The following is a 13,317-nucleotide window of genomic DNA, read 5'->3' as shown; positions in this document are numbered from 1 at the left end:
ATACCTCTAAAAATTAAAATAAACAAATGAAGACTCACTACTCAAACAAATTATACTCCAAATAAATATAAGAGCAGCAAATATGGTCACAGCAAACGAATTTACTCTTAACTTTCTGTAATTATTCTCAAACAATAGACATATAGCAAAAGATAATAATGTCCATAGTAAAACCCAAAACCCTTTTACATTATCTACAAACCATCTAAGTTTTAATAAATCATTAAAGAATATCATTTCAGGAAATGCTAATAGCCAAATTGGACCATTTGTAATATTTAAATCTTGGAACATCAAGATCTTCATCATTATCTCAGACCACTGTTTTATTGACTCCGCTCTAAACAATGACCATAGTATTGTAACAATAATAAACGTACCTATCCATCTTACAGCTTCAAACATCTTTTTTTCATATTTATCCAGTATTTTATCTATTATACTTAAAGCACCGTTTAATACACCCCACAAAATAAATGTCCAGTTAGCTCCATGCCAAATGCCACTTATAATAAACACAAACATAATATTTATATAAGTTCTTACAATTCCTCTCTTATTTCCGCCTAAAGGAATATAAATATACTTTGTCAAAAAAGATGTGAGTGAAATATGCCATCTTTTCCAAAAATCTTTTATTGATAAGGCCTTATATGGTGAATCAAAATTGATTGGTAATTTTATATTTAACATAAGAGATGCTCCTGTTGCCATATCACTATAGCCACTAAAATCAAAATAAATCTCAAAGCTATAGAAAAGTATCACTAGTATCAAATCCATCGATGATGCATCACCTATATTTGAATAACCCCAGTTAACTACTTTAGCAAAAACGTCTGCAAACATAACTTTTTTAAATAATCCTAATGAAAATATTTTAATACCAAGTGCTATATTTTCAATATCTATTTTCTTTAAATCATCATCATTTAACTGTTCTATAAAATCCACCGGATCCATCAATGGTCCCATTAAGATCTTTGGAAAATAAAGAATAAATATGATATAATCTATGATATTATTATCTTTAATATCTCCTTTGGATACCGCCACCACATATGCTATTTGTTGAAATGTAAAAAAGCTTATTCCTAATGGTAATATAATATTATTTAATGCTATATTCCGAGAAAAGATAAAATTTATATTTGATATCGTAAAATTCAAATACTTAAAGTATAGTAATAACATAATATTAGCTATTATAGGTATAGCAACTAAAAGCATATTTTTTCTATCTCTATACCTCTCAATCAAAATAGTGCCTATGTAATTCACAAATATACTTAATACCAATATAAAAAGTAGCTTATAATCTGTATAACTATAAAAAATAACACTAGATACCAATAACACTAATTTACCAAGTCTACTACACACTCTATTAGCTATAAAATATAGTGCAACCGTCACTGGTAAAAACAATAATATAAAAATAAAAGAATTAAACTGCATAACCAATCCCCTATAATATTTCCCATACTTTTAATCTTCCATACCATTCTACTACATATATAATACAATTGTCTCTATATTTATATTTTCTTTAAAATTATAAAGCCGAGTATTACACACCCGTCTTCCGTCGAAGTACTATGAAATTTCCGACGTTTCAAATTTTTAGCAAACTATTTAATTTTATACAATTCTTTTAAACCCTTTATTTTAAAGGCTTTTCTTACATAAAAAATAATTTGAAAAAATTGAAAAAATTTTTACAGCATGTTATAATCATAGTACTTCATAGTACTTTACTTTTAGAGGTGTTTATGGCTTATTTTTTGAGAAAAGAAAAGAAGAAAAAAGGTACTTATCTTCAGATGTATGAATCATTTTGGGATAAGGATAAAAAGCAACCAAGAACAAGAAATGTAAAATCTTTTGGTTACGTTGAAGATCTGACTTCAGATGAGATTCCGGATCCGATTAAATTTTATAGCGATTATGTAAAAGAGCAAAATGAGAATAGAACAAAAGTTCTTTCTGAAGAATCCCGTCCTCGTGCATTTTCCACTCCTGTTGAACTTAATATAGGACACTTCTTGCTCTACTCATTGATTGATGAGCTTGATGTTAAGGAAACTATTGATATACTTGCTTCTCAAATGCGTTTTCAGTTCTCTGTATTTGACTTAATTACACAACTTATTTATGCAAGGGTTATATCACCATGCTCTAAGTCAAAGACAGCCTCTCATGTCTTTCCATACATTTACGGCAGCTCTACAATCTCTGAAGACCAAGTATATGACGGGTGTTCTTTCATAGGAGAGTCTTATAAGAAGTACATTGATTTGTTTAATCACTCTTATGAAAAGTATTTTAAAAGAGATTTAAGCAATGTATTTTTCGATTGTACTAATTATTACTTTGAAATTGATCTTCCTAGCGATGACAAGCAAAAGGGACCTTCAAAAGAGAATAGGCACTCTCCGATAATAGGGCAGGCTTTACTTTTAGATGCTGATCTAGTACCTGTCTCCATGCAAATGTATCCCGGAAATGAATCGGAAAAGCCATATATTAGAAAAGTTATTGAAGAAATGAAGCAACGACACAGCGTATCAGGCAAGACAATTCAGGTGGCTGATAAAGGCCTTAATTGTGCAAGAAATATTTATGCTGCAGTTAAAGAAGCTAGTGACGGCTATATATTTTCAAAATCAATACATGGTAAGAATCTAAGTGAAAAGGAAAAGAAATGGGTTCTACTTGAGAATGATACAAATGTCTTTTCTAATTACACTGATGAAAGAGGTAATATATCTTTTCGTCTTAAATCCTGTATTGACAGCTTTGATTACAGTTTTAAAGAGATTGATCCGGAAACAGGAAAAGAGTGTGTTACAAGGTTTTCTGTAAAAGAAAAGCGTATCGTCTCTTATAATCCTAACCTTGCAAAGAAACAAAGGCTTGAAATAATGAAAATGGTCGATAAAGCTTCAAAGTTTTCTACATACAAAAATATCGCTAAAGATGAACTTGGAGATTGTGCTAAATATGTAGACATTATAACTAAAGATAGTACAGGCAAGACAATAAAGCCTATAATAGATTTAAATAAATCTAAGATTGATGAAGATCTTAAATATGCAGGATATAATCTTTTAGTGACATCCGAAATAGATATGGAGCCATTACAGGTATATAAAACATACCATAGCCTATGGAAGATCGAAGAATCTTTTAGACTTACAAAATCATACCTGGATGCAAGACCCGTTTATTTACAGAAAAAAGAAACAATCTATGGGCATTTTTTGATATGCTACCTTAGCTTGTTTCTTTTAAGAGTATTAGAAATCAAGTGTTTCAAGAATAAAATAAACTCTTATGACTTGATCAACTTTATGCGTGATTTTAGGGTGGTAAATAAAGGTGATGATACATATATCAATATATCAAGAAACCAGGCCGTTAACGAAAAGGTTAAAAAACTGGTTGGTTTTAGTAACCTTGATGCCCTCTATTTAACCAAAGCTGAAGTCGACAATTTCTTTCAAAACTGCATGCTCTTGTATACCTAGAGTACTAGGTTTTGAGAGAAACGACGGAAGTCAGGTATAATACAATTGTCTCTATATTTATATTTTCTTTAAAATTATAAAGCCGAGTATTACACATGCTTGTGTTACACCCGACTTTCACTTACACATATTTATTCTTTTTCTTACTCCTAATCAGTTTTATAGAGCATACTGCTATACCAAGTCCAATTATTGTAATCAAAATATTGACTGCCAGCATTGATCTCATACCAATGTGGTCCAAAATCTCTCCACCAAGCAAAGAGCCAAGCACTGTACCTGCTGCTGTCATTCCTGACATAAATGCCAATCCTGTAGTTTGATCCTCTACATCCACTACCATTCCTGTGAAATATACTGACGCTGCTGTGACTATAGCAAAACTAAATATTTGAGAAAGCTGTATAGTATAGATTATCATTATACTTCCTGAAATAAAATACAATATTCCTCTCACTACATATCCTATTCCTGCCAAAATCATTAAGTTTCCAATCTTAACTTTTTTCATTATATAAGAAAATGTAAATAAAACCGGTATTTCTGCTAATGCCTGTATAAACATTGCTATTCCTAAATTTCCACTATTGCCGCCTAGCGACTGTACTATTTGCAAGAGATATGTACCTATAATATTATGAGAAAAATATATAAACAGTACTGCCAAAAGCATTATTGAAAAATAGGGATATTTTTTGATGAACCCTACAATATTAGTTCGTTTAGTTTCATTTCTATCTGACTTGATTTTATCTGCTACGGGCATAGAAAATACTACGCCTAGAAATAAAGCTATAATGATAAGTCCTGCCATCGGAATTATTCTAGTTCCAACTCTCACTGCTATATTTCCAATAAATAATGCCATAAGTGCATACATTGCAGATCCCATTCCTCTGGCAACACCAAAATTTATCTCTATTCCTTCTCTTTTATAGGAAAATAATGCGGTATTTATAAGTGGTAAATAAATATTTGTTATTATATACATCATTCCAAACAGTATGGCTATGATCCATTTTTCTTTTATAATAAGCATAGCTATACATATAACAATATATGGTAATCCCAAAATAATAATCAGCTTTTTCCATGTCAATCTGTCTATTCTATCACATATATTTCCCACTATCGGCTGAAATATTACTGCAAAAAGACAAAATACAGCTGTTATAATTCCAATTCCACTATTAGCAAAGCCATTGCCTTGCAAATAAAATGAAATAAATCCACAACTCACACAGTACAATGTCATATATAGTCCCTGTAATACTATATATTGAAGATTTATTCTTTTCTCTTCCATATTTTACCTATATTTTCTTATTTACTTCTTTTATCCAATTTGCGACTTCATCCAGATCTTTTTTCACAGCATCTACTCTTTTTCTTATCTCATCTGTAGGCTCTATAGTGTCAGGCACCATTATCACCCTTGCACCTGCTGCCAAACCTCCATTTATTCCATTTATAGAATCCTCAAGTACTAAACTTTCACCTATATCCACTCCAAGTTTGCTTGCAGCCTTTAAGAAGATATCCGGTGCCGGCTTACCATTTTCTATTTCATCACCACAGGTGAAGTCATCAAAGTACTCATATACCTCTGCCATCTTAAGATATCTAAGTGCAGTTTCTGACTTAGTAGATGTAGCAAGACAGGCTTTTATGTTATTGCTTTTTAAAAATTTCAACAAATTATCCAAGCCTTTTTTCTTTGTTAATCCGTTCTTTTTTATATGATTAGCAATATACTCTTCTCTTACCACTCTACCCTCATCTATATCAAAATCTTTTCCTGCATCTTCTCTAAGTATTTCATATACTAATGTTCTATTAGCCCCCTTTATTTTCAATATGGCTTCATCACTAATCTCACAACCTTGTAATCTTGCTGCATTCTGCCATGCTTTACCATACACTCTCTCTGTATCAAACATCAATCCATCCATATCAAAAAGTACCGCTTTTATCATGATTATATCCACCTTCTTTATTTTATATTAAGATAACACTTTTTTATTATAAAAGCCATTAGAAATAATACATACATATTCCCACCTAAATGTGTTAGCGGCTTATCCTCCCGTTTTGCTTTCCAAAAAGAGTCTCTTGCATCATATAGTCTTGCATTACACATCAAATATTTATAAACTAATTTTTCACTCAGTACCGGCCTCATTCTTTCAGATCTTTTAATTCCATTCCTTCATCTTAGTTTTAAAAAAATCTGAAGCCATACTACAAGCGAACTTGTTTCAAACTTGCTGCCATGCTTGGGTGCAATTACTCGCTTACTATATATAATCTTAAAGATAAATTAAAATGTATGCATAATAGAAAACTGAAATAATTTATTCGGCCTATAGCCAAGCGGTAGGAAAAACTCCTATCCGCTTAGCTATAACCTATATGAGAGAAAAACAAACCGGTGCACCGGTTCATACATGATGTTTAGAATTTTTAGATGAACTGGAATAGTCAGAGTAGAAAGTGCACTTTCCAAACAGATTTTAGATATCAAATCAAACATCATGCAAAAATATTTGATAACTCTATTATACTAACTATAAAATTCTTGGCAAGTAACGGTACTACGATTCGTAGTATCTCATGTGATTTCAGCATATTATATAAATTTATTTTTAATTTTTATGTATTCTATCCAGCTCTTTATCGGCATATTATATAAATATAAGACTTCTTTTTTGACATCAACAGTATAATAATAAACGTCTGTTGCATTGTATATGTAAAAATATATTTTTTATTATAAAAAATAAAAAAGCTGTTATACTAAAGAAAAAATTCCAATATAGCATTATCTTTTGCTACATACTCATGTTTTGTCTTTAGGTAACAGCTGTATTTATTAATCAAAATCCTTTAACAAGTCATATTTTTTCAAAAGTTCATTTTGATATACCTTATCTGTATTAGCCCTTATTATATTTTCCAAATTCCCTTCTTTTGCCAATATTGTATTCAACCTGCTTATAACTTTTGCTCCCTTTTCTATTCCACGAGCCTCAACTATATCAAGTACCTCACACATATTGTTAGCCTCCTTCTCATTAACCTCATCTATTATCTCTTCAAATCTCTTATCGCCGGTCATTACCGACATTAGCATTAAAAGCTCCTCTATATGATCTATACTCTTGTTATCAGCGAAATACTTTCCATTTACCCTCATCTGATATATTTTATACACTTGTTTTTTATGTTTTTTATACTATTAAACGGTGTTTAATACCACTATATTTTATTTTTAAACCCTATTTTTTATTATTTGATTATCATTTTATTATCATTTTTTTCTGCCCCTCTTTGGCGGTCGATCTGTAAGTTCTGTATAAGTATATAGCATATTGGCCACATCTTGCCCGGTTATCTTAAGGGCTGTGGCTATATCCCTTTCCGTCTTACACTCTATGTATTTAAGCCTTAGTACTTCTTGCAATAAAGGCACATTACAGTTTTTCCATGTTTCGCAATCGCTAAACACACGTACAAGCCACGGCACTTCAGTATCTATATACTTTTCTGTAAGCTCTTTTTCAGAATCTATACAACGCTTACGGTAATCAAGCCAAAATTCGCAATGCTTATCTGTTTGTTCTCGCCATTCTTCGTATCGTGCTATCTTATCGGCTATATCGGTATGTTGTCCGCCGTCAACCTTTACACCGTCATAGCGTACAGCTTTTAGGCTATATAAATATTCTTCTTCTGCTGCCTTTAATTCTCTATCATAATATTTTTTTAGGTCGTCATAATCTTTTTTGGCTTTCAAGTAAAGTGATAGCCTCTCAATACTTAATTTCCGCATAAAACCCCTTTAATGTTAACAAATGTCAACATACTATTATCCATTACATTAATAAAAAAGCCCCTTTTTACGGGGGCTAAATGCTATTTATTCTGCAGATAGTATATTGCTTTTGCTTTGTTGTCTAATACAAAGGCGTCATATGCAATACGCCCCTCTACTAAATTGCCACTAATTCCCGGAGGGTTATCATGGATTTTGTAATCAGTTAATTTTACCGGTGCAACAGTCGCCACACTATGGGCGATCATAAACCCGAACTTATCCGGTAAACGATTAGCAGGAATTTTTTGCACTCCTAAACCGTCCATAACTCCAACAACGCCCTTAACTCTCAACTCTTGCCCTACATCCTGATTGATTGTAACGTCCTTGTTCTTCTTAAGTAAAACATATGTAGCCGGTGTCATAATAAGCACCCTACCAAACTCCGGAACTCCCACATCGTCAAGTTGTGAGTTTGCTTCTATGATCTTATCGTATATGTTTTCTTTGGTAAGTGTTACATTGGTCTCTTTAATACCGGCATTGTCACACATTACTTTATAAACATATCCATCTATTTCAGGTATAACTACCTGCCTGATCTGCCTTGCAAGTGCTGCTTGTGCTGCAAGTTGTCCCGCTGTTTCGTTAATATCCAGCCTATCAATTGCAAAGGTAAAGGAACGATCCTTTTTTAGTGTCATTTCTTCGGTTGTTGCATCTAATCCCTTAACAACTCCGTATCTGCTCCATATCTGCCCGGCTTCCACCTTCTCGCCTGATCTGTCATAATCATTCATAAGACTTGTAGTAACCTTATAAACTTTCACTGTATGGGCACCGTCCCAAGTAAAATCATTATTAGTTACAAGTTCCCTTTTGCTCTCATTAGTAAAAAGCTCATCAACATAAGGCAGGTATTTAGTTGCCAAATTAATTGTATTTGCCATTTAATAAAATTCCTTTCGTTAGAATATTCTTTCTCCGCCACCAATTCCCCAAATAGGGTCTTTTTGTGGAAATCCTGTAGGCATTCCACCATTACCAGGATTATATCCGGCTACACCTGACTTATTAGTATCAGTACCAAATAAATATGGATCGCTTTCCTTAAGTGCGTTCAATTGCTCGGATAATCCCTCAAGCTCTCCCGCATCATTAAGCTTTACATTCTCCAACTCCAACGCTTTTTTTACAATGTTAACATTCTTAACTTTAGACGCTGCAAGCTCTGTATTTATAGCGTGATCAAGCTTTAATTCGTCCATAGCTTTGTCATGTTCCGCTTCAAACTCTGAAAATAAAGCCGTTACAGCTGTCAACTGCTCCTGTGTCAATCCTAACTCTGCAAGTCTATCTTTTACCTGCATTTTTATATCTCCTTTCGTAATTTGTTGTAAAGGAATGGTTACAAATTAGCAAACAAAAAGGAAGCACCAAAGCGAACGCCAATCATTCGCCCTAATACTTCCCACATCTTTTCAGACTTCCGACAACAGGTAAAGGAATTAAGCCTTGCCGGGGTACTTCAAATATTTTGTTTGCTATGTTATATTATACCACATAAGAGGATGTATATGTATAAATCTTTATAACCTTTTTAAACATTTTAGCGAACGCTTTTGGAGGAAAGAACAAAGGGATTTTGCAATTTCTCTCTGTTCGTCCTCTGTTAAAATTTAAAAGTGACGCATGGGAGAAAAGGACGACATGTATAATTATAAAATGATTTTCTCGTTGTTCGTCCGTTGTTCATTTGCGATTTTCTCTCGCTTCGTCCTTGCTTCGATGGAAAAAAAGGTAACAAAATAGGGAGCATACCCTTAATGGATATACCCCCGTATTCTGGTCTAGGTCATATATTGTTGTTTAACAGCTTTTAATGGTATGTTAGCCACCCGGGTATAAACAGGCATTTACAGCTTGATTTTTGGGATTTTCTCGCTGTCTATGCATATATACACCCTCTTATATTTTCCATCTTCAGACTTGGCAACTTTAGGCCTTTTATCTGTCATGTATGGCATTAAAAGCTTAATAATCTTGCTTACTTCGTGCCTATCACTGCAACTTGCCTTTATCTTTATCATTTTGTAACTCCTTTATATATTCCCTCGCTTCTGCTAAGAACCTGCCTAAAATACTTATTTCATTACCTAAAATATCATAATGGAATCTTGCATCTTCCATATAGGGCTTTGGATAATCCTTGTACAGTCGGCCATCAAAATATTCCCTTGTAAAACCGTTTATGTACAGGCTATCAATACGCCCGTATGCCTCTTCAAGGTTTATAAGGTATCCGTCAATTTCTCTAATAACTTCCTGTTCTATGTCTGAATAAATCTCTTCCCCCTCGTGTCCATATTTACACATACAGTATTTTGTTCTTCCTGATAAACGCATTATTATTACTCCTCTCCATACTTTGCATTCACATACTCAACAATCATAGTATTTATAGCCTTTAAGAAAATATAATCATCATTTTGTAACGGCTCTAAGTTTATACTTATTAGTTCCTTTATGTTATCCAGTTTTTTAATATCGCTTTTCATATTATTATTTGCTCCTCCTATCCTCTTTGAATACATCCGCCATCTTCAATCCTAAATCAAACCCTGCTAAGAACTGTTCACGCTCTGCCGCCATTAACTGGTCTTTCATCAAATACACCAGTCTATTATTATCTGCAAGGCATATCGGTAATCTGGCTATTAAGTCGTTTAACTTTTTAGCAATTTTTAATGTCTCCTCGCCATGTGTTATAACCACTTGGCCGCTCCTTTTCTCAAACTCCTCAAAAATATTAGTTATTTTATTCATTCCTTTACTCCTTTTCTTTATCTAATATCAAGGCTGCTATAAAATACAGCCAGTAATCACTTAGTTTATATAATCTTTCATATATCAGATCATAGGCCTGTTCCCTTGTCATTGTTTTACTCCTTTTCTCTTTTGCCATAACTCTTCCCTGTGCTTCATTACATACCTTGTTGCACGGTTATACTCTTGTTCACTCTTCAACTCTAAGACCTTGTTAGCCACTAGGCTCAAATAATCATCATTAAGATTTTTAATATTGCTATATATTATTCCTAATGCTTGATGTCTGTTAAAACTTCCCACTTTATACCCTTTCTGTTATCTGCCGTTACCAAGAAAAATATGGCCCGCTCTACTCTTCTATAAATTCTACAGCTATTTATAGGGCAGTAATTCCCATTTTTGCGATAGTCCCTAAAGTCCTATATTTTTGCAACTCACTTTTATATATATATTTATATATATATATTTTATTATTTATAATTATAATATAAATATATATAGGACTATTGGGACTAAAACCCCCAAAGCCTTGTAAATCCTAGGTTTTTGAGTCCCAAAACGATATTTTATTATGGGACTTTTTAGGGACTTTCAAGCCCTATTTTGGGACTATTAAGAAATTATAAAGAAGCTTAAACCCCATATTTTCCTTTGTAACGGCTCTTAGTCCCTTTTTTAGTCCCATTTTTAAGCCCTGTTTTGGGTCATTAGCTACTATATTCCGTTATTGGAATATAGCTATTTGCTTATTATCTACCGGAACAAATCCATCATTATATTCTTTAATACCTTGAATATAATAATCTCTTATATTCGCTGTTCTTGTTCTCACGGTCTTAAATCCTGTTATCTTTTCCAGCCTCTCGCCGAACTGCCTCTTGCTAACTGACTGGCGTTCTTCTCTTATGCAATATTGATTATACTGCTCTAAAAGTCTTTTTTTGCTTATTTTGTCGTTCGGGTCCTTAGTAATTGTATACCCCTCATCCATTAGGAAACTGTAAACAGTATCACTATTCTTTCGGTAGTCTTCTATGTATTGATTGCCTGCTGCTATCTCTGTAAAGTTATAATTATTAGCCTTTAGCCTATGCAGTCCCTCAATCGCCCAATTTACTATTGCCGGGAGTTCTTCAAGCATTTTATCTAATATGTTCGGGTCTCTTTCCTTTTCCTCTATGGTGTGAGTGCAAGGCACTATATACATACGCCTATAGATGTGTTCGCCTTTATCATCTGCGATATATGGCAAATCGTTACAAGCAATAAGTACAAGGCCTTTGAATACAAGGGCTTTTATATCCTTGCCCTTTGCCTCTACCTTGATAGCGTCCCCACCTGTTACAGACTTAAAAATTGAACTGTCTTTTATATCCGCCTTGCTTTGGTCGCCGTTCATAATAAGCCTGACAAGTCCGGCATTAGCAAATGCAAAACGTCCCTTGTCTTCATTCATATTCTGTAACGGTATAGCGGTTATATTTTCCTGCCCGATCAGATGCCCTAACAGCCCTAAAAATTGGCTTTTGCCTGTGTTCCCTACAGGAGAGTACAAAAATACCGCCTTTTTGGTCTTATGGCCGTATATATTAGATATTGCAAGCCCTATAATCTCTTGTAATGCCTTATATGCTTGCCAATCTATGCCACCTGCTGCCATCATACATAAATCTCTAACATACTTTGTAAAAATGTGGTATTCTGTTATTGTAGAACCCTCTATATACTCCGTGTTCACTTGCCTTGTATATAAAATATCGGCGTTATGCGGCTCAAGGGCTTTAGTATCAATATTGTATAAACCGTTTTTAAAGTTTATATATTTTTCGTTGGTATTAAAGTCCTTTTCATTTGCCATGTGGTCAACATCTGCAAGCATTAAATTATAAACATTGTTCAGTAGATTATCGTTTGCTATTCCATCCGGTATATAAGCCGATATTTTAGCCTTAACGGTGTTTTTGTCCGTTCGCTTATAATATCCGTTCTCATACCAGTAATAACTACCGTCCACCGTCTTATAACTTAAATGTTCGCTTATGCAGGCCTTTAATAATCCCGGATTAACACTCTGTTTTTGGCTTCCGTCTTTCCTTTCGGTTATCTGAATCCAAGGGGCAGCAACTGGCTTAACTTCATCCATAAGCTTCTGCAAGTCCTCTTTAGAGTGTCCCTCTTTGGTTAAATAGTCCGTTACATCTCCCTTATCTGCCTTTGATGTAACAACCCATTTTATAGAGTGTGCAAACGGCTTTAAATCTGCTATTATTTTGTCCTTAAGGTCAAGCCCAGGAGCATCATTATCAGGCAATATAACAACCCTTGCACCTGTAAAATAGTGGGCAAATTCTTTCTTCCAGTCGTTTACACCTCCGGCTGTTACAGCTGTATACCTTAATTCCTTTAGTGTATTTACGTCTTTTTCGCCCTCTGTGATATATACCGAAAAGCCTTTTTTAATAGCTTTTAAGGCAGCAGGCAAATTATACATAGTTGATTTAACACCTTCAGGTTTTCCCATTTTAAAGCTGTCGGCCTTATAGTCCACAACTGCATACTTTATATGCTTACCAACAAAACGGATTTTGCTATATAGGTATGTTCCTGTAGCGTCCTTATAGTCATATACTGCTTCTATTGGCATTTTTACAAGTTTAGTTAATTTATCCTGCCAACTCTCCCCTTGCTTTGTCTTGCCGTCCTTTTTTAGGTCGTCTTTAGATAATCCAACTGCTGCCAATATATCTAAATAATTGCAATATGCGAAACAGTTTATTAGTATCTTATCGCCCTTATCTGTAATACCTAAGCTTGGATTTTTGTCATTATGGTAAGGACAAGGGCATAGGGCTTTATATTTACCGTCTCCAGTACGTTTTACGCCGTTAAAGTGTCTTAAAAATTCGTCTAATTGCAAATTATCACCCTCTAACTTACGCTTTCGTATGGTATCCCAAATTTATCACAAAAGTACTTTTTCGGTACTCTGCCCTTTACAATATAAAAGCCCTTACGCTTTAGATCTGCGTTTAAGTCATTTAATATCTTGTAGGCCACACTACTACTTCGACTTAGTAAAAACGCTATATCTTCAGCGGTTAAGTGCGTACGCTCTCGTATGCTCTCGATATTAGCCTGCTG

Annotated in this window: 14 protein-coding genes; 1 reads left to right on the top strand and 13 read right to left on the bottom strand. The window is 33.8% G+C overall.

Going from position 1 to position 13,317, the window contains the following annotated elements:
• Positions 1–6 precede the first annotated feature (6 nt).
• Positions 7–1,458: an MBOAT family O-acyltransferase gene (locus D4A81_RS02455; protein WP_111526117.1), complete on the bottom strand. Its 1,452-nt coding sequence runs from the start codon at positions 1,456–1,458 to the stop codon at positions 7–9.
• 314 nt (positions 1,459–1,772) lie between these two features.
• Between D4A81_RS02455 and D4A81_RS02450 the strand changes: the two genes are divergently transcribed.
• Positions 1,773–3,530: an IS1634 family transposase gene (locus D4A81_RS02450; protein ID WP_119808241.1), complete on the top strand. Its 1,758-nt coding sequence runs from the start codon at positions 1,773–1,775 to the stop codon at positions 3,528–3,530.
• A 121-nt stretch (positions 3,531–3,651) separates the two neighbouring features.
• On the opposite strand, the gene D4A81_RS02445 is transcribed toward D4A81_RS02450, so the two are convergent.
• The 12 genes from D4A81_RS02445 to D4A81_RS02395 all read right to left on the bottom strand — a co-directional run bounded on the left by D4A81_RS02445 (position 3,652) and on the right by D4A81_RS02395 (position 13,093).
• Positions 3,652–4,836, bottom strand: coding sequence for an MFS transporter (locus D4A81_RS02445; protein ID WP_111526120.1), 1,185 nt, complete (start codon positions 4,834–4,836; stop codon positions 3,652–3,654).
• A gap of 7 nt (positions 4,837–4,843) precedes the next feature.
• Positions 4,844–5,506 (bottom strand): HAD family hydrolase, encoded by a 663-nt coding sequence (locus tag D4A81_RS02440; RefSeq protein WP_111526119.1) that lies wholly within the window; start codon positions 5,504–5,506, stop codon positions 4,844–4,846.
• Between the two features lie 896 nt (positions 5,507–6,402).
• Entirely contained in the window at positions 6,403–6,657 is a 255-nt protein-coding gene (locus D4A81_RS02430) for a hypothetical protein (RefSeq protein ID WP_242977779.1), read from the bottom strand.
• Positions 6,658–6,840: 183 nt separating this feature from the next.
• Entirely contained in the window at positions 6,841–7,362 is a 522-nt protein-coding gene (locus tag D4A81_RS02425) for a hypothetical protein (RefSeq protein WP_111526121.1), read from the bottom strand.
• 83 nt (positions 7,363–7,445) lie between these two features.
• Positions 7,446–8,297 carry a hypothetical protein gene (locus D4A81_RS02420; RefSeq protein WP_111526122.1) on the bottom strand — a complete coding sequence of 284 codons (852 nt, stop codon included), beginning with the start codon at positions 8,295–8,297 and terminating at the stop codon, positions 7,446–7,448.
• An 18-nt stretch (positions 8,298–8,315) separates the two neighbouring features.
• Positions 8,316–8,717, bottom strand: a complete 402-nt coding sequence (locus D4A81_RS02415) for a phage scaffolding protein (protein ID WP_111526123.1) — start codon at positions 8,715–8,717, stop codon at positions 8,316–8,318.
• A gap of 546 nt (positions 8,718–9,263) precedes the next feature.
• The gene (locus D4A81_RS13085) at positions 9,264–9,437 is read right to left on the bottom strand and encodes a hypothetical protein (protein WP_162902539.1); all 174 of its coding nucleotides are present in this window, start codon (positions 9,435–9,437) and stop codon (positions 9,264–9,266) included.
• Positions 9,409–9,753, bottom strand: coding sequence for a hypothetical protein (locus D4A81_RS02410; protein WP_119808239.1), 345 nt, complete (start codon positions 9,751–9,753; stop codon positions 9,409–9,411). Before D4A81_RS02410 ends, D4A81_RS13085 begins: the two co-directional genes overlap by 29 nt.
• Positions 9,754–9,758: 5 nt before the next feature.
• Positions 9,759–9,905: a hypothetical protein gene (locus tag D4A81_RS13080; RefSeq protein WP_162902538.1), complete on the bottom strand. Its 147-nt coding sequence runs from the start codon at positions 9,903–9,905 to the stop codon at positions 9,759–9,761.
• Between the two features lie 4 nt (positions 9,906–9,909).
• Positions 9,910–10,173, bottom strand: a complete 264-nt coding sequence (locus D4A81_RS02405) for a hypothetical protein (RefSeq protein ID WP_111526107.1) — start codon at positions 10,171–10,173, stop codon at positions 9,910–9,912.
• Between the two features lie 4 nt (positions 10,174–10,177).
• Positions 10,178–10,312, bottom strand: coding sequence for a hypothetical protein (locus D4A81_RS13620; protein WP_278321308.1), 135 nt, complete (start codon positions 10,310–10,312; stop codon positions 10,178–10,180).
• Positions 10,313–10,900: 588 nt separating this feature from the next.
• Entirely contained in the window at positions 10,901–13,093 is a 2,193-nt protein-coding gene (locus tag D4A81_RS02395) for a phage/plasmid primase, P4 family (protein ID WP_111526105.1), read from the bottom strand.
• Positions 13,094–13,317: the final 224 nt, after the last annotated feature.

It is taken from the genome of Lachnoanaerobaculum umeaense, from assembly GCF_003589745.1.
GTDB lineage: Bacteria > Bacillota > Clostridia > Lachnospirales > Lachnospiraceae > Lachnoanaerobaculum > Lachnoanaerobaculum umeaense.
The sequence above is the reverse complement of the archived record's forward strand: the minus strand, read 5'-3'. Positions and strand labels throughout refer to the sequence as shown.

Bases quoted from the DNA above. Each gene is read 5' to 3' on its own strand.
- D4A81_RS13080 (WP_162902538.1), bottom strand. From the start codon at position 9,905: ATGAAAAGCGATATTAAAAAACTGGATAACATAAAGGAACTAATAAGT.
- D4A81_RS02425 (WP_111526121.1), bottom strand. From the start codon at position 7,362: ATGCGGAAATTAAGTATTGAGAGGCTATCACTTTACTTGAAAGCCAAA.
- D4A81_RS02445 (WP_111526120.1), bottom strand. From the start codon at position 4,836: ATGGAAGAGAAAAGAATAAATCTTCAATATATAGTATTACAGGGACTA.
- D4A81_RS02410 (WP_119808239.1), bottom strand. From the start codon at position 9,753: ATGCGTTTATCAGGAAGAACAAAATACTGTATGTGTAAATATGGACAC.
- D4A81_RS02415 (WP_111526123.1), bottom strand. From the start codon at position 8,717: ATGCAGGTAAAAGATAGACTTGCAGAGTTAGGATTGACACAGGAGCAG.
- D4A81_RS02450 (WP_119808241.1), top strand. From the start codon at position 1,773: ATGGCTTATTTTTTGAGAAAAGAAAAGAAGAAAAAAGGTACTTATCTT.
- D4A81_RS02430 (WP_242977779.1), bottom strand. From the start codon at position 6,657: ATGTCGGTAATGACCGGCGATAAGAGATTTGAAGAGATAATAGATGAG.
- D4A81_RS13085 (WP_162902539.1), bottom strand. From the start codon at position 9,437: ATGATAAAGATAAAGGCAAGTTGCAGTGATAGGCACGAAGTAAGCAAG.
- D4A81_RS02405 (WP_111526107.1), bottom strand. From the start codon at position 10,173: ATGAATAAAATAACTAATATTTTTGAGGAGTTTGAGAAAAGGAGCGGC.
- D4A81_RS02455 (WP_111526117.1), bottom strand. From the start codon at position 1,458: ATGCAGTTTAATTCTTTTATTTTTATATTATTGTTTTTACCAGTGACG.
- D4A81_RS13620 (WP_278321308.1), bottom strand. From the start codon at position 10,312: ATGGCAAAAGAGAAAAGGAGTAAAACAATGACAAGGGAACAGGCCTAT.
- D4A81_RS02440 (WP_111526119.1), bottom strand. From the start codon at position 5,506: ATGATAAAAGCGGTACTTTTTGATATGGATGGATTGATGTTTGATACA.
- D4A81_RS02420 (WP_111526122.1), bottom strand. From the start codon at position 8,297: ATGGCAAATACAATTAATTTGGCAACTAAATACCTGCCTTATGTTGAT.